The organism is Aeromonas sp. Y318-1, assembly GCF_027706125.1.
GTDB classification, from domain to species: Bacteria; Pseudomonadota; Gammaproteobacteria; order Enterobacterales; family Aeromonadaceae; genus Aeromonas; species Aeromonas hydrophila.
Window position 1 is genome coordinate 16403 of the sequence record NZ_JAPDCM010000019.1, and the last position, 16071, is coordinate 32473.

The 16071-nt window shown below is 63.9% G+C and carries 16 protein-coding genes and 2 pseudogenes; 6 read left to right on the forward strand and 12 right to left on the reverse strand.

The genetic code is table 11. The features are described from left to right. Positions 1-84: 84 nt before the first annotated feature. Positions 85-1263 (reverse strand): hypothetical protein, encoded by a 1179-nt coding sequence (locus tag OKB87_RS21225; protein ID WP_270828460.1) that lies wholly within the window; start codon positions 1261-1263, stop codon positions 85-87. Between the two features lie 215 nt (positions 1264-1478). Between OKB87_RS21225 and OKB87_RS21230 the strand changes: the two genes are divergently transcribed. Continuing rightward, positions 1479-1805: a YnjH family protein gene (locus tag OKB87_RS21230; protein WP_270828461.1), complete on the forward strand. Its 327-nt coding sequence runs from the start codon at positions 1479-1481 to the stop codon at positions 1803-1805. 475 nt (positions 1806-2280) lie between these two features. Here OKB87_RS21230 and OKB87_RS21235 read toward each other — a convergent pair whose 3' ends face one another. Continuing rightward, positions 2281-3729, reverse strand: a complete 1449-nt coding sequence (locus OKB87_RS21235) for a catalase (protein ID WP_016352245.1) — start codon at positions 3727-3729, stop codon at positions 2281-2283. 163 nt (positions 3730-3892) lie between these two features. Here OKB87_RS21235 and OKB87_RS21240 point away from each other — a divergent pair, with 163 nt between their 5' ends. Both OKB87_RS21240 and OKB87_RS21245 read left to right on the forward strand, forming a co-directional pair. Next, positions 3893-4378 carry a GNAT family N-acetyltransferase gene (locus OKB87_RS21240; protein WP_017410779.1) on the forward strand — a complete coding sequence of 162 codons (486 nt, stop codon included), beginning with the start codon at positions 3893-3895 and terminating at the stop codon, positions 4376-4378. Beyond that, positions 4375-5232 carry an AraC family transcriptional regulator gene (locus OKB87_RS21245; protein WP_201906004.1) on the forward strand — a complete coding sequence of 286 codons (858 nt, stop codon included), beginning with the start codon at positions 4375-4377 and terminating at the stop codon, positions 5230-5232. The genes OKB87_RS21240 and OKB87_RS21245 overlap by 4 nt, the downstream gene beginning before the upstream one ends. A gap of 201 nt (positions 5233-5433) precedes the next feature. Here the strand turns inward: OKB87_RS21245 and OKB87_RS23705 are convergent. From OKB87_RS23705 to OKB87_RS21255, 3 genes and pseudogenes are all read right to left on the reverse strand, one after another. Beyond that, positions 5434-5527 (reverse strand): annotated as a pseudogene (locus OKB87_RS23705) (EamA family transporter); the annotation flags it as partial. A gap of 21 nt (positions 5528-5548) precedes the next feature. Next, positions 5549-6448, reverse strand: coding sequence for a DMT family transporter (locus OKB87_RS21250; RefSeq protein WP_270828462.1), 900 nt, complete (start codon positions 6446-6448; stop codon positions 5549-5551). A 148-nt stretch (positions 6449-6596) separates the two neighbouring features. After that, a complete protein-coding gene (locus OKB87_RS21255) occupies positions 6597-7037 on the reverse strand; it encodes a DUF2214 family protein (RefSeq protein ID WP_168968624.1) in 441 nt (146 codons plus the stop codon). 109 nt (positions 7038-7146) lie between these two features. Here OKB87_RS21255 and OKB87_RS21260 point away from each other — a divergent pair, with 109 nt between their 5' ends. Further along, positions 7147-8757: a sensor domain-containing diguanylate cyclase gene (locus OKB87_RS21260; protein WP_270828463.1), complete on the forward strand. Its 1611-nt coding sequence runs from the start codon at positions 7147-7149 to the stop codon at positions 8755-8757. 15 nt (positions 8758-8772) lie between these two features. On the opposite strand, the gene OKB87_RS21265 is transcribed toward OKB87_RS21260, so the two are convergent. Genes OKB87_RS21265 through OKB87_RS21290 form a run of 6 tightly spaced genes read right to left on the reverse strand, consistent with a single transcriptional unit; the run spans position 8773 to position 14044 of the window. Further along, complete coding sequence (locus tag OKB87_RS21265) at positions 8773-9432, reverse strand: HAD family hydrolase (protein ID WP_270828464.1); 660 nt, start codon at positions 9430-9432, stop codon at positions 8773-8775. Between the two features lie 39 nt (positions 9433-9471). Then, positions 9472-10479 (reverse strand): ABC transporter ATP-binding protein, encoded by a 1008-nt coding sequence (locus OKB87_RS21270; protein WP_259232415.1) that lies wholly within the window; start codon positions 10477-10479, stop codon positions 9472-9474. 6 nt (positions 10480-10485) lie between these two features. Continuing rightward, a complete protein-coding gene (locus tag OKB87_RS21275; RefSeq protein WP_043161345.1) occupies positions 10486-11262 on the reverse strand; it encodes an ABC transporter permease in 777 nt (258 codons plus the stop codon). Next, positions 11255-12154 carry an ABC transporter permease gene (locus tag OKB87_RS21280; RefSeq protein WP_270828465.1) on the reverse strand — a complete coding sequence of 300 codons (900 nt, stop codon included), beginning with the start codon at positions 12152-12154 and terminating at the stop codon, positions 11255-11257. The genes OKB87_RS21275 and OKB87_RS21280 overlap by 8 nt, the downstream gene beginning before the upstream one ends. After that, entirely contained in the window at positions 12154-12987 is an 834-nt protein-coding gene (locus OKB87_RS21285) for an alkaline phosphatase family protein (protein WP_270828466.1), read from the reverse strand. Before OKB87_RS21285 ends, OKB87_RS21280 begins: the two co-directional genes overlap by 1 nt. A gap of 10 nt (positions 12988-12997) precedes the next feature. Beyond that, the gene (locus OKB87_RS21290) at positions 12998-14044 is read right to left on the reverse strand and encodes an ABC transporter substrate-binding protein (protein ID WP_270828467.1); all 1047 of its coding nucleotides are present in this window, start codon (positions 14042-14044) and stop codon (positions 12998-13000) included. A gap of 197 nt (positions 14045-14241) precedes the next feature. Between OKB87_RS21290 and OKB87_RS21295 the strand changes: the two genes are divergently transcribed. Continuing rightward, positions 14242-15054 (forward strand): UTRA domain-containing protein, encoded by an 813-nt coding sequence (locus OKB87_RS21295; protein WP_270828468.1) that lies wholly within the window; start codon positions 14242-14244, stop codon positions 15052-15054. 10 nt (positions 15055-15064) lie between these two features. Next, positions 15065-15166, forward strand: a pseudogene (locus tag OKB87_RS21300) (MFS transporter); the annotation flags it as partial. A gap of 72 nt (positions 15167-15238) precedes the next feature. Here the strand turns inward: OKB87_RS21300 and OKB87_RS21305 are convergent. After that, positions 15239-16003: a helix-turn-helix domain-containing protein gene (locus tag OKB87_RS21305; protein WP_011707663.1), complete on the reverse strand. Its 765-nt coding sequence runs from the start codon at positions 16001-16003 to the stop codon at positions 15239-15241. Positions 16004-16071 lie beyond the last annotated feature (68 nt).

Below are 16071 nucleotides of genomic sequence, written 5' to 3' on the forward strand. Positions count from 1 at the left end.
GGTAGCGTGGATGGCGAGGGTTTGTGGTGGGGTGCGAGGGGGCGGAAAACAGCCAGGCCATCTTGCGATGGCCTGGTGAGGGGCTTACTTGAGCAGGGCTTCCATCTCGGCTTCGGCAGCGGCGCGCGCGGCCTCGGCCTTGGCGGCCGCATCTGCCGCCGTTGTTGCGGTAGCTGTGGCGCTGCTGACCGCCTGTTTGGCGGGCTCGGTCACGGCCTTGGTGGCCTGCTGCTGCACGGTGGCAGTGGCGCTGCTGACTGCCTGCTTGGCCGGTTCGGTCACGGCCTTGGTGGCCTGCTGCTGTACGGTGGCAGTGGCGCTGCTGGCCGCTTGCTTGACTGGTTCGGTCACGGCCTTGGTGGCCTGCTGCTGTACGGTGGCAGTGGCGTTGCTGGCTGCCTGCTTGGCCGGTTCGGTCACGGCCTTGGTGGCCTGCTGCTGCACGGTGGCGGTGGCGCTGCTGACTGCCTGCCTGGCAGGCTCGGTCACGGCCTTGGTGGCCTGCTGCTGCACGGTGGCAGTGGCGCTGCTGACCGCCTGCTTGGCGGGCTCGGCCACGGCCTTGGTGGCTTGCTGCTGCACGGTAGCAGTGGCGCTGCTGGCCGCCTTGCCGGCCTGTTGCTGGGCCGAGGTAGCGGCGCCGTGCACGACCTGCTTGGTGGTGTCAGCCATGGTCTTGCTGGTGCCCTGCTGCAGGGAGCCCAGCACGCTGCCAAATACCGAGCTGGTGGTGGCGGCGCCAGTCAGGCTCTTGGTCGCCGAGCCGGTCAGACTATTGGTGGCGCCGGTGAGCGCGCTGGTCGCCGGATTGCCCTGCGTCTGCCAGTTCTGCATCTCGGTTGGCCAGCTCGGAGCGCCGGCCGCCAGGTTCTCGCCAAAGACCTGGGGCGTACCGTCCCCCTTGAGCAGCATGACGGACATCTGGTTGGTCTGTGAGTTCCACACCATGCCGGCCTGCTTGGCAACGTCTGGCACGGGGGCGTAGCGGGAGACCACGTAGAACAGCGGCCCCTCCTGCTGCAGCTCGTTGGCGGTTTTGAGCAACTGCATGGTGCTGTCGTAATTGGGGCCGAGGATGCTGGTCATCCGGTCCTTGATCAGCGGCTGTTCAAACAGGTTGGCTTCATTGGGGTCGAAGCCGACCAGGGGTTTGAGCAGGGCCCACATCAGCTGGCTGGTGGGGCTCATCATCAACAGGGGGGCGACGCAGGCGGACAACATCAGGCTCAGGCAGGCCGCCTGGAGCAACGGCATGATACGCATTGGGATAATATCCAAATAACGATTTGATTAATAAGGTTATATTCGTCGAGAACCGACAAATCCACCGGGGTTTTCCTGCACCTGTTTTGACGGGCATGAGCAGGCGCTGGCAGGCTATCATATTGGCTTGGGAATGCCAGCGAGGGCGCTGCTTATTAATCAAGTTTGTGTCGTTTCCGGTCGCCTGAACCTTCTATCGAGCAAGGAGAGACATCATGTATCTGGGCAAGAGGGTAGGTGGCTGGCTGTTGCTGACACTGCTGTGCGGTGCGACCGGCACTGGCGTGGCGGCAGAGCCGAAGCGGGCGGAAGTGGGGGCCGAACTGGTGCTGCCGCTGGGCTCGCTGCCGGAGCGAGTCTGCTGGTATCAGGATCAGAAATATTCGCTGGGTGCCAGGATCCAGCAGGGCGACAGCTGGCTGGAGTGCGCCCCGCAAAACGAGCTGGAAAGCAACGGACCACTGGCCTGGCGCGAGCCGGAAAGGGCGTCGGATGCAGCCGGCAAGGCGACGAAGAGCGGCACCATCAGCGTCGGTCAGTGAGGCTTTTCTTGATCCAGCTAAAGACATGGACGTGACCTCTATCGCATAATGCGGCTCTTTTCCTCTCTTGGCTGGAACCTAAGAAATGGCTCGTCGCTCTTCCAATGCACAACGTCGTCGCAGTAGCTGGTGGTACAAACGCCTGTTGGCAAGGGAGCGGGAAGAGCGCGAAGCGCGTTCCGTCCGGGATTGATACAGCAGTGAAAACAGAGCCTGGGGCTCTGTTTTTTATTCATCACCGCAGATGGAGCACGGCGGCGCTGCGTCCGGGATTGATAGAGCAGTGAAAACAGGGCCTTGGTCTCTGTTTTTTATTCATCATCGCAGACGGAGCACGGCGGCGCTGCGTCCGGGATTGAGGCAGCATGAAAACGGAGCCCTGGGCTCCGTTTTTCTATTTATCAAATACCGTCATGACGAGAACGGGGGCCAGCAGGCCCCCGTTTTGCTTTTGCAGATGTTGGCTGCCTGCGACTTAGCGCTGCAGGGCGGCCAGTGCCAGTTCGACCCGCTTGGCGTACTCGGGGTCGGCCTGCTCGAAGTGCTTGAGCTGGGCCGCGACGATGGCGTCATCCTCCACGTTGACGAGGGAACGCGCCAGGTTGGCGGCGAGGCGCGAGCGCTGCCCCTCGTCCATGATCCGGAACAGGTTGCCCGGCTGGCTGTAGTAGTCGCTGTCGTAGTCGCGAAAATCGTAGTGCAGGGCGGCCCCTTCCAGGCTCAGTGCCGGCTCGTGCTGCTCGCTCGGCTGCTGGGTGCCGAAGCGGTTCGGCTGGTAGTTGGGGCTGGCGCCGCCGTTGCTGTCGGCCCGCATGGCGCCGTCGCGGTGGGCACCGTGGTGGAACGGGCAGCGCGGGGCGTTGACCGGCAGCAGGCCGTGGTTGACGCCGAGGCGATAGCGCTGGGTGTCACCGTAGGAGAACAGGCGGCCTTGCAGCATGCGATCCGGCGAGAAGCCGATGCCGGGCACCACGTTGGCCGGGGTGAAGGCGGCCTGCTCCACGTGGGCGAAGTAGTTGTCCGGGTTCTGGTTGAGCTCCAGCACGCCGACCGGGATCAGCGGGTAGTCGCTGTGCGGCCACACCTTGGTGAGGTCGAACGGGTGGATCTGGTAGGTCTGGGCTTCGGCTTCCGGCATCACCTGCACATAGACCTTCCAGCGCGGGAAGTCGCCCCGCTCGATGGCGTTGAACAGATCCGCCTGACTGGTCTCCCGATCCTGGCCGACGGCGGTGGCAGCCTCTTCATCGGTGTAGAAGCTGTGGCCCTGCTCGGTCTTGAAGTGGAACTTGACCCAGAAGCGCTCGTTGGCATCGTTGATGAAGCTGAAGGTGTGGCTGCCGTAGCCGTTCATCTCCCGCAGGCTCTTGGGGATGCCGCGATCGCTGAACAGTATGGTGACCTGATGCAGGGATTCGGGATGGCGGGACCAGAAGTCCCAGGCGGCGGTGGCGCTGCGCAGGTTGGTGCGCGGATCCCGCTTCTGGGTGTGGATGAAGTCGGGGAATTTCAGCGGATCGCGAATGAAGAATACCGGGGTGTTGTTGCCCACCAGATCCCAGTTGCCCTGTTCGGTGTAGAACTTGAGGGCGAAGCCGCGCACGTCGCGCTCGGCGTCGGCGGCGCCCTTCTCACCGGCCACGGTGGAGAAGCGCAGGAACACCGGGGTCTGCTTGCCGACGGCATTGAACAGGTCGGCCTTGCTGAAGGCGCTGATGTCATGGGTCACGGTAAAGGTGCCGTAGGCGCCCGAGCCTTTAGCGTGAACCACCCGCTCCGGGATCCGTTCCCGATCGAAGTGAGCCAACTTTTCCATCAACCAGATGTCTTGCATCAGCACCGGGCCGCGGGGGCCGGCGGTGAGGCTGTTGTTGTTGTCGACAACGGGGGCGCCATTGGCACTGTGCAGGGTCTTGTCGTTCATGGTGCTTCTCCTTGTTGGTGAGCCTTGAGTCTATAACAAGGAAAAACCAGGGAACCAATGGGCCCTCCCTCGCCCTTTGATAGGCATCACAAATGGGTGGAGCTGGGGGGATGACCGGACCCTTCTGATGCTGCATGATGAGGTTTTCGAGAAGGAGCCTCAGATGCAGATCACCATTCGTCACGCCGAACCGGCCGATGCCCCCGCCTTGCGGGATCTCTATGCCATGCCCAACGCCCAGGCGGGCACCCTGCAACTGCCCTATCCGACCCTGGGCGTGTGGCAGAAGCGGCTGGAGAGCGGCAGCGTGGTGGCGCTGGTGGCCGAAGTCGACGGCCTGCTGGTGGGCCAGCTCTCGCTGCACATGGAGCCCAATCCCAGGCGCAAGCACGTGGCCTGTATCGGCATGGGGGTGCGGGATGACTGGGCCGGTAAGGGTGTGGGCTCCGCCTTGCTGGGGGCCGCGCTGGAGATGGCCGACAACTGGCTCAACCTGCAACGCGTCGAGCTCACCGTCTACACCGACAATCAGGGGGCACTGGCGCTCTATCGCAAGTTCGGTTTCGTCGAGGAGGGGCTGGCCCGTGGCTACGCTTTCCGCCAGGGTGAGTACGTGGATGCCCTCTACATGGCGAGGATCCGCCCATGATCGACTACCGCCGCCGGCTCATCCCGGTGCTGCGGGCGCTGGAGCAGGATCCGGATCTCTCCATCGAAGCGCTGGCGGAGCGGGCCTGCCTCTCTCTCTACCATTTTCACCGGGTGTTCACCGCCGTGGCGGGCGAGGCGCCGGGGGAGATGTGCCGGCGCTTGCGCATGCAGCGGGCCGCCTGGCAACTGCGCTACACCGATGCCAGCATCACCGCCATCGCGCTGGGGGCGGGGCTAGGCAGCTCCCAGGCGTTTGCCAAGGCCTTTCGTCGCTACTATGGCTGCACACCGGGCGCGTTTCGCAGTGACAAGAGCAAGAATGGACACCTGGAGAGCAAGGATGGACACGCATGGGATGGCCCGTCCCCTTATGCTGAAGGCCACTCATCAGCAAGGAGCAACACCATGAAAACTGTCGAGATGGACGCCCGCACCCTGGCCTATATCCGGGTCACCGGTCCCTATGGCGAGGGTTATGATGCCGTCTGTGGCCGCCTGCACCAGTGGGCCGCTGCGCGCGGGTTGGAGGGCGGGGAGTGGATCTTCATCTACCACGACAACCCGGAGGTGACGCCGCCAGCCCAGTGCCGCACCGACATCGGCATCACTGTGCCGCCCCAGACCCGGGGTGAGGCAGAGGTGGAGACCCAGCTCATTCCGGCCGGCCGTTATGCCCAGTCCCGCTACCTCATCACCGACCGCAACCAGTACGGACCACGCTGGCAGGAGCATGTGGGTGACATAGTGGCAGCCGGGCTGGAGTTTGGCAGCGGCCCCTGCTTCGAGCTCTACCACAGCGTGAGCAATGATCCACTGCGCGATGACGTGAGCTTCTGCTCCAGCGTGCGCTAGGTGTGCGGCCATAAAACGAGGCGCCCTGGGCGCCTCGTTTTATTTGGGATGGAGGCCGGCTACTTGTGCTGTCGGCCGCGACCGTATCAGGGCTGGCTGGGCACCTTGTCCCGCCGCGATTTCCACAACCAGCGCAGGTGGTTCTGGGAGATCAGGCATGGGGGCCAGCATCAGACGACAGGTCTAAGCTGGCCCGCTCGGCTAGGGTTGGCTGGGCACCTTGTCCCGCCGGGACTTCCACCACCAGCGCAGGCGGATCTGGGAGATCAGGCATGTGGGCCAGCATCAGACGACAGGCCGAAGCTGGCCCACTCAGCTAGGGTTGGCTGGGCACCTTGTCCCGCCGGGATTTCCACCACCAACGCAGGCGGATCTGTGAGATCAGCATGCCTGCCAGCATCAGGGCGCAGCCCACCATGGCACGCTCGTCGAGGGTTTCCCCCAGCAACAGCACGCCACCGATGGCGGCGAACACCGTCTCCAGGCTGAGGATGATGGCGGCATGGGCCGGATGGGCGCCGCGCTGACCCACCACCTGCAGGGTGTAGCCCACCCCGACCGACACCAGACCTGCATAGAGTAGGGCCTGCCAACCGGCCACCGCGCCGCTTAGGCTGGGGGTCTCGATGACCAGCGCCGTGCCCAGACTGAGCAGGCCGCACACCACGAACTGAACGCCGGCGAGGCGAATGGGGGCGACCCGGCTTGAGTAGTGATCCAGCACCAGCAGGTGTACGGCCCAGAACAGGGCTCCCACTACCTGCAGCAGGTCGCCATAGCCGATGGTGAAATCCTCGGTGACGCTGAGGTAGTAGAGCCCCGCCATGGCGATGAGGGCGCCAACCCAGGTGTTGGCTCCCGTCTTGTGGCGCAGGGCGAGCCCGATCACCGGCACCAGTATGATGTAGAGACCGGTGATGAAGCCCGCCTTGGCTGCCGTGGTGTAGAGCAGCCCCACCTGTTGCAGCGAGGCGGCGCTGAACAGCACGGTACCGGCGATGAGGCCGCCGGTCAGCAGCAGGCGCCGATCACCGGGCTGTGCGGTAGGTTGACGGGACTTGAGCCACCACAGTAGCGGCAGCAGGGAGGCGGCCCCCAGCAGAAAGCGTAGGCCGTTGAAGGTGTAAGGCCCCATGTGGTCCATCCCGAGTCGCTGGGCCACGAAGCCCAGCCCCCAGATGACGGCAGCCATCAATAACATCATGTTCGAACGCATAGATTCATCCCTGAAAGACGGACGGGCAGGACCGTGCCGCAAAGCTCCAGCCTCCAAGATAACCGTGCGCGGGGGGATTTGTCTTTAGCTGTCGATGAGGTTGGCTATGTGAGCGGTTATCCCAAGGTCTTGCCGCAGCTCGAGCGGCTCAACCGTTGGCAATGCCGGCCAGCAGGGGGATGAGGGCAAGCAGCAGCAGGTTGCCGCGCAGGATCCAGATCACCCAGAACTGCTGCTGGATGGAGACCATGGGGGCGCGCCCTTGGCGCAGGGAGCGACGCCAGCGGTAGAAGAGACGGCTGGGATAGCCAAAGCTGACGGCCATCACGCAGAACAGCAGCAGCTTGGTGCGGTAGCCCGGATTGGCGAGCAGCACGGACGGCTCGTCGGGGTGGGCGAGCACCTGCAACACCCCGGTGATGAAGATGAGCAGCAGGGCCAGCGCCGCCAGGCCATCGGCCAGCAGCAGCTTGCGCACCTGCTCGATGGACATGCCGCGACGGAACAGAAAATATTCGGAGGTGATCGCTCCGGTCAGGGTGATCACGGCGCAGTAGTGCAGCGCCATCAACAGATCCGGGTTCAGCATCCTTGTCGATTACCTCTCGTTGAGCAGATGGTCAGCTTCCCTTTGGACGCCATCTCGCGCTGCTGATATTCTGACACTACGCGTTGTCTGGCAATAGCAGGAGTCAGGATTGGATAAACGAGCGGTCTCCAAAAAAACCTGGTCCCTGGTTGCCCGGATGCGTCTGGGCCTGCTTCTGCTGTTCATCCCGGTATTGATGCTGGGGGGCATTTACTACCTGCACATGGAGCGCAGCCTGCAAAACGAGCTGCAGCAGCGTCTGCTCGCCACCAATCACCAGCTGCGCCACGTCTTCATCGAACCCTATCTGCACGAGATGGAACGCCAGTTCACCCTCATCTATGACCAGGTGCAGGTGGCGGACATCAGCGGCCCCCGTCTGCACAATACCGAGACCTATCTGAAGGAGTGGCAGCTCTACAAGGGGGTCATGGCCGACCTGGTCTACATCTACATCGGCACTGCCGAACGCCAGATGCTGATCTACCCCGCCTGGCAGGCGGATGCCAACTTCGATCCCAGGGTTCGCCCCTGGTATCAGCTGGCCAGCCAGCACGTGGGCAAGATGGTCTGGACCGAGCCCTATTACGACTATACCAACGGCAATCTGGTGATCGCCCTGGCGCGGGCTCTGACTGACCAAGATGGCAAGGTGCGCGGGGTCTTTGCGATGGATGCCATCCTGGCCCCCTTTTCCGCCCAGCTGAATCGCCAGCTGGGGGATGGCTACCAGATGGTCGTCAACCAGTCCGGCAAGGTGCTGGCACATCCTGACACCGCCCAGCTGCTCAAACCCATGGCCCATCCCGAATGGCTCTCCCGCTTCAGCCAGGAGGACGGTATCTTTCTGGACAAGGCCTCCAGCCAGTTCGTGGCCTATAGCAAGCTGCCCGAGCGCAACTGGGTGCTGATCAGCGTGCAGCCGGCGGCCAGCGTGATGGCGGTGGTGGAGCGGGTTTCCCTCAACGTGCAGCTGATGGTGGCGCTGGCCTGCGTGCTCTACGTAATGCTGGCGCTGGTCTGGTCCCGCTATTTTCGCCGCATGCTCGACGAGATCTCCAGCATGATCCGGGCGAGCCGGATGCAGCCCGATGACGTGCCGCAGGGGGGGATGCGTGAGCTCAGACACGTCTATGCCGAGCTGGCGGAGGTGAGCAAGGATTATCACGAGGCGCGCCAGCAGGCCAACCTCGACAAGCTGACCGGTCTCTACAACCGCCGTTTCTTCGACGAACGCGTCAATCGTCTGCTGTTCGAGCATCAGCCGTTCTGTCTGGCCATGGTGGATCTGGACGATTTCAAGCGGGTCAACGACACCTTCGGTCATCAGACCGGGGACGTGGTGCTCAAGCGGGTGTCCAAGCTGGGCATGCGACTGCTGGGGGATCACGGCTGGGTCTGCCGCTACGGCGGCGAGGAGCTGGTGGTGCTGTTGGTCAATCCGGACATCCACTTCTGCCAGATGCTGCTGGAGCAGTTCCGCAAGGGGGTGGAGTCACTGGACTGGCGTGAGCCCGAGCTCAGGATCACCTTCAGCGGCGGGCTGGTGGCCAGTCAGGCGGGGGGGGATGGCAAGACGCTGCTGGAGATCGCCGATGCCGAGGTGTACCGCGCCAAACGCGACGGCAAGAACCGCATCTATCTGGGCAGGCCCGAGGCAAAGAGGCAGGAGGATGCGCCCCCTGCCGACGATGCACTGCTGAGCAAGGAAGAGGCCTGAGGGCCTCTTCTTCATTCAGGAGGCCAGCTGCCAGTCGAGGGTGGGCCAGGCCTGCTCGATGGCGATCTGGCGCAGACCGGGAGCAGGGTTCACCGCGTGGGGGTGGGTCACCGCCTGCAGCAGCGGCAGATCGTTGTGGGAGTCGCTGTAGCCGTGGCTCTCCTGCCAGGGGTTGGCGCTGGCGGCAAACAGCTGGTTGATGCGGGCCACCTTGCCCTCGCGAAAGCTGAGGGTGCCGCGGGTCAGGCCCGTGAGCATGCCGGCCTCCTCGTCGAGCAGGATGGCCACGCAGTGATCCATCCCCAGCATCTGCGCCATGGGGGCCACCAGATGCTCGCCGGAGGCGGAGATGAGCACCAGCTCATCGCCGCGCTGGCGGTGCCACTCGATGCGTGCCAACCCCTCCGGGTAGATACGCTCGCGCAGTACCTGCTCGGCAAAGCGGGTGCAGAGCGAGTCGAGCCACTGGCGTGTCTTGCCCGCCAGCGGTTGCAGGGTGAAGGCCATGTACTGGTGCATGTCCATCTTGCCCTGATGGTAGAGGGACATCATCGCCTGCTCCTCGGCGATCATGCTGGCCGGAGCCAGCTCCTCGGCCACCATGTACGCCAGCCAGAGGCTGGCGGAATCCCCGGCAATCAGGGTCTCGTCCAGATCAAACAGTGCCAGTGCCATGGGCGCTCCTCGCAGTAAAAATGGAAATGAAATGCGGTGTCATGCTACCTCACAGAGCTGATCCCGGGCCACCACCAGGGTCACGGCGCTGCCCACCGGCAGCAGATCGCCGGCACAGCGGTTGAGGCAGTCCACCGTCAGCAGGCCCGCCGCGCAGCTCACCTGATAGCGGATCACGTTGCCGAGCAGTTGCTGCCCGCTGATGACCCCAGGCAGGTGAGGTTCATCGCTGCGGGCGCCGGCCGGCAGCAGGGAGAGGGACTCCGGTCGCAGCGCCAGCTTGCCCTGAAAACGGGGGCCGAACAGGGCGCAGGCCTGCTCACCATCGAGCAGGTTGTAGTTGCCGATAAAGCTTGCCACAAACTCGCTGGCGGGGCGGGTGTAGATCTCCTCCGGCGTCCCGCTCTGCACGATGGATCCCTTGTTCATCAGGAAGATCCGGTCCGACATGGTGAGCGCCTCCTCCTGATCGTGGGTCACGAAGATGGTGGTGAGTTCGAGGCGCTGCTGGATCTCGCGGATCTGCTGGCGCAGGCTGCGGCGGATACGGGCATCCAGCGCCGAGAGTGGCTCGTCCAGCAGCAGGATCCGCGGCTGCACCACCAGAGCCCGGGCCAGCGCGACGCGCTGGCGCTGGCCGCCGGAGAGTTCGGCCGGATAGCGGCGCTCGAAGCCAGTCAGCTCCACCAGCGCCAGCGCCTCCTGCACGCTGGCGGCCAGATCCCGCCCTGGCTGGGGTTTCATTTTGAGGCCGAAGGCAACGTTGTCCCGCACCGTCATGTTGGGGAACAGCGCATAGCTCTGGAACACCATGCCGATGCCCCGCTTCTGGGGCTCCTGCCAGGTGATGTCTTCACCGGCCACCCGCACCTGACCGCCATCCACCGGGGTGAGCCCGGCCAGCGCCCGCAGCAGGGTCGACTTGCCGCAGCCGGAGGGGCCGAGCAGAGTCACCAGCTCCCCCTTGCGGATGCCGAACTCTATCCCCTCGAACACTTTGGTGTCACCGTAGGATTTGTGCAGTTGATTCACTTCTAGATGGAACATGTTGATTCACCGATGAAATCTGTTGGCCGCCCAGGTGAGCAGCAGGGTCAGCAGGAAGTAGCTCATCACCAGTGCGCTGGTGAAGTGGCCCGAAGTCGCCCGCATGTTGTAGAGGTAGACCTGCAGGGTCTCGTAACGAGTGCCCACCAGCATGTTGGCAAACACGAACTCGCCGAGCAGGAAGGAGAGCGAGAGAAACAGCGCCGCCAGCAGCCCCTTGCGCAGGCAGGGGATCACCACCAGCAGGAAGGCGCGGGCGCTGCTCGCCCCCAGCAGATGGGCGGCATCCATCAGATCCTTCAGCGGCACCCCCTGCAGGCTGTTGGCCAGCGCCCGGTACATGAAGGGGAGTACCACGGTGAACCAGGTGCCGATCAGGATCCACGGCGTGCCGATGATGGGCAGAACGCCGTCGGCGTAGATCTGCAGCAGCCCGACCGAGGAGACCACCGGTGGCACCGCGAAGGGGAGCAGGATCAACAGGTTCATCCAGGGATCCAGCTTTGGGAAGTAGTAGGCCACCACCAGCACGGTGGGCACCAGCACCAGAGTCCCCAGCAGCAGGGTCGCGAAGCAGACCAGCAGGCTTCGGCCAAATGCCGCCAGAAAGCGCGGGTCGCCCCACAGCTTGAGATACCAGTCGAGAGTGAAGCCATCCGGCAGCAGGGTCGCCCCCCAACGGGTGGAGATGGAGTAGAGAAAGGTAGCCAGCAGCGGCAGCAGCAGAGTGGCGACCAGCGCCCCCAGCACCCAGCGCGGCCAGCTTGGTTGCAGATCACGCATGGGATTGCCCCTTGTTCACATAGCTCTTTTTCAACAGCCACTGGTTGGCGGCCGTCACCACCCCCAGCAGCACCATCAGGATCACCGCCAGCGCCGCCGCCATATTGGGCTCGAGGAAGATGTCGCCGGAGACCAGACTGGCCACCCGGATGGTCACCAGATTGAAGTTGCCGGTGGTGAGGGCGTAGGCGGAGGCATAGGCTCCCACCGCGTTGGCAAACAGGATGATCAGGGTGCCGAGCAGGGCGGGTGTGAGCACCGGCAGCGCCACGTGCCACACATACTGCCCCTTGCTTGCGCCGAGCAGCGCGGCGGCCTGCGGCCACTCATCCTGCAGCGCATCGAAGGCCGGGTAGAGCAGCAGCAGGGCGAGCGGGATCTGGAAGTAGGTGTAGATGAGGATGAGGCCGCTGCCCGAGTAGAGGTTGAAACCGTCGATGAGGCCCCAGGATTTCAGCAGCAGAGTGACCGCGCCATTGATGCCGAGAATGATGATGAAGGCGAACGCCAGCGGCACCCCGCTGAAGTTGCCGGTCATGGTGACGAAGGCCAGCAGCACCCGTTTGACCCGCTCGTCGCTGTGGCGCAGCGCGGCCGCCCCGAGCGTACCGATGGCAAGGCCCGCCAGACTGGCGATACCGGCGATGCGCAACGAGTTGCCGAACGATTGCAGGTAGAAGGGGGAGCTCAAAATCTCCCGGTAGTAGGCGATGCCCCAGCCATCGGGGGTCTGAAAACTGCCCATCAGCACCCACACCATGGGGGCGAGCTGGAACAGGATCATCAAGAGGACAAACGGCAGCAGCACCAGGGCCGGCAGCCAGTGGCGGCGTGTACGGCGTCGGGTGATGGTGGGGTGATCCGCCAGGATCTCGGTAGTAGCGGGCATCATCAGTGCACCTCCGGCAGGTTGCCGGCCTTGAGCAGCGGCGGGCCGCTCGGCTTGTCATGGGGCACCCCCAGCAGGTCGGCCATCAGGGCGCAGAGCTGGGTCTGCTGCATGGCGGGGCCGGCGGGCCACTGGGCCACAAACGCATCGCCAAACAGCCAGAGCGGTACCCGGCGCTCTTCGGTCAGGGTGCCGCCGTGGCTCAAGTCGTTGTTCATGCCGTGATCCGAGGTGATCACCACCTGATACCCCTCCGCCAGCCACTGGGGCAGCAGGTCGGCCAGCAGGCTGTCCATCCGGCGCGCCTGATTGCGGTACTGGCGGGAATCGAGGCCAAACTGGTGGCCGGCATCATCCACCCCCATCGGGTGGATCAGCAGGAAATCGGGGTCGTACTGGCTGCGCAGCCACTCGCCGTCCATCAGCAGATGGCTGTCGGGGTAGCCGTCATCCCAGTAGAAGCAGCCGTGCTGGATCGGCAGCCGCTCGTCATGGGTGAAGCGATCGCGGGCCGCTTGCCAGGGGCTCTGGTTGTAGAGCTCGCTCACCCAGTGGTAGGCCGCCGCCGCGGTGCGTTTGCCGCCCGCCCGGGCCAGATGGAAGATGGACTCCTGCCGGCTGAGACGGCTCACTCCGTTGTGGGTGATGCCGCTCTCCACCGGTGGGACGCCGGTCAGGATGCACTCGTAGAGGGGCCGGGAGAGGGAGGGGAGGGCGCAGCTCAGGGTTGCCTGCAACCCCTGGCCCGCCTCCACCATGCCCGCGAGGTAGCCCATGCAATGGGCTACCTCGGCAGAGAGGCCATCCACAAGTACCACTATCACCTTGTGTTGCACTGGCCGCTCCTTATTGCATGTTGATCATGACGGTTTCCTGCCACTGGCGCGGCAGGGCCTTGGAGCTCTGCTCCCAGGCGGCGTGATCCTGTACCGGCTTGGCGTTGGCGTACTGCTCGGCCGGCAGCAGCTTGGCCTTGACGTCGTCCGGCAGGGTCACGTTGCTGCGAATGGGGCGGGCATAGCCGCGCGCCAGGTTGATCTGGCCGGCGTCGGAGAGGATGTATTCCCGCGCCAGCTTGGCGGCGTTGGGGTTCTTGGCCCACTTGTTGATGATGGTGGTGTAACCGGCGATGACGGAGCCGTCGCTCGGGATCACCACTTCAAACTTCTTGGGGTCGATCTGGTCGCGGTAGTTGAGGGCGTTGAAGTCCCACAGCACCCCCACTTCCACCTCGCCCTTCTCGATGTTGGCGATGGTCGGGTCATTGAGCGACAGACGGCCCTGCTTGGCCAGCTGGCCGAACAGCTCCAGCGCGGGTTTGAGGTTCTTCTCGCTGCCACCGGTGGCATAGGCCGCCGCCAGCACGCCGTTGTTGGCCTGGGAGGCGACACCCACGTCACCCAGGGTCACCTTGTAGTCGCCACCTAGCAGGGATTGCCAGCTGGTGGGGGCGGCCTTGACCAGATCCTTGTTGATCAGGAAGGCGATGGTGCCGGTATAGGCCAGCATCCAGTGACCATCCGCATCCTTGGCCCAGTTGGGAATGTCGGCCCAGGTGGAAGGCTTGTAGGGCTGGGTGACCCCCTGCTTGACCGCTACCGGGCCGAAGGCGCCGCCCACATCGCCGATGTCGGCGGTGGCATTGGCCTTCTCGGCGACAAACTTGGCGATCTCCTGCGCCGAGCTCATGTCGGTATCCTGATGCTTGATGCCGTAGATGCTACCGAGCTGCTGCCAGGTATCCTTCCAGTTGGCCCAGCTGTCGGGCATACCGATGCTGCTGAGCTGGCCTTCACCGCGGGCGGCCTTCTCGAGATCCGCGATATTTTCGGCGGCAAACAGTGGCTGACTGATGGCCACCAGGGCCAGTGCACTTGCGATCACGCTTTTCATCATCCCATCCCTCTGGACTAGGTCAGTTAAGGTTCGAGAGGGATGCTAGAGGGGAAATATGACGGTGGCGGGGCGCTTTGATGGCAGTTTGATGACAATCGCTCTGTCATGGCGCTGTCATCCACTGCGTTTACAACTCTAAACCCAAGTGAAGCTGGACTACTCCAGCAAGGGCTAAGCCAGCCGCCGCAGTCAGGATGAGCGACAGTGACATGAGCGTGATTGAATCGAGATTGAGCAAGCGGGTCGCGGCCGATGGCCGCGCCTCCAAGTGTGAACAGATTTGCCAGACCCTGCGCCGCTATATCGGCAGCGGGCAGCTGGGGGCGGGGCAGCAGTTGCCCGCCGAACGGGCCCTGAGCGAGCGCTTCGCCACCACTCGCATCACCATCAAGGAGGCGCTTTCGAGCCTCGAAGCGGATGGCCTTATCTACCGGGCCGAGCGGCGCGGCTGGTTCGTGGCGCCGCCTCGCCTCACCTACGATCCCGCCATCCACACCCACTTTCACCAGTGGATCGGCGAGCAGCAGCGCACCGCCGAAACCCGAGTGTTGGCCCACGGCAGCGAGCTCGCCAGCAGCGAGCTGTGCCGCTGGATGGGACTGGATCCTTTTACGCCGCTGTATGAAATCCGCCGCCTGCGCCTCATCGACGGTCGCCCTGTGCTGCACGTCAGCCACCACCTGCTGGCTAGCCGCTTTCCCGATATCGCCAGCGCGCCGCTGGCCAGCTCCCTCACCGAGCTCTATCAGCAGCGCTATGGCATAGGCCAGGGTGGGGCCAGCCTCGAGATCACCCCCTCGGCGGCGCGTGGCGCCATCGCCCGCGCCCTCAATCTGGCGGAGGGGAGCGCCGTGCTGCGGCTGGTACGGGTCAACTACGACCAGCGGGGGGCGCTGGTGGATTGCGACATCGAGCACTGGCGGCCGGATGCAATCCGTATCTGTCTGGATACGCGAGCATTGCAGCCACTCACAGGCAAGCTGCAGCAAACCCGGCTCGCCGACTAGGGGATATCCAGAGCACTGGCGACCGGATGCCATCCGCATCTGTCTGGATACGCGAGCATTGCAGCCCCTCGCAGGCAAGCAGCAGCAAACCCGGCTCGTGGATCAGGGGTGATCCGGCGTGTCCTGGCGGGCCATGCCTGTGCGAAGAGGAGAGGGGGGGCGGATCCCGCGGGATCCGCCGGGATCAGTTGTCGATATTGGGGATCAGGTCGTCGAAGCTCTGGTAGCCGCAGTCGGCCAGCTGTAGCGACATGGTGTAGGTCTTGCTGCCCTCCCGCTGGCCGATGGCGGGGCGGTTGAGCTTGAGCTCCTGGTGCCAGTACTCCTTCATCCGCTCGATCAGCGCCATCGCCTCGCTCTCGTCCAGATGGAGCTGACACAGCGCCATGTAGTTGTTGGACTTGTGCATGTTCTCCACCAGATAGTCTCCCAGCACGGACATGGCCTGGCGCGCCTGCTGGCGGGCGAAACGGCTGTGCTGCTCGAAGCTGATCCGCTCGCTGATGAGGAAGTGGTAACTGTTGTCGATGCCGAGCTGCAGGATGCCGAGCTTCTCCAGCTTGCGCAGATAGAGGTAGCAGGAGGCATCGGTCAGGCCGTACTCTCGCTTGAGATCGATTAACGTCTTGTCGCGCCAGAAGATGTTGGCGAGAAAGGCGTAGAGGCCGGGCTCCTTGTGGAATGCCTCGTCCTGCTCCTGGGTGAAGACGGCCCGGCGGCTCTGGGCGTCCTGGGTGCGGTCCAGCAGCTCCTCGAACGACAGCCCCACCAGGTGGCAGATCTCCAGCAGGGTATCGAACGGCAGGGAGGGCTTGTTCATCATCCGTTTGACGGTGGCGATAGAGACGCCCATGGCTTCTGCCAGGGTCTGATAGCGGATCCCCTTGTCGGTCAGGGTCTTCTTCAGGGTGTCGAGAATATTGTTGGCCAGGGTCTGGCTGTAGGTCATGCAACTATTCCTTTATCTGCATCTTTATGTTGTGTCAGAAACTGAGTTCTTTTGTCGTTATGGGCTCA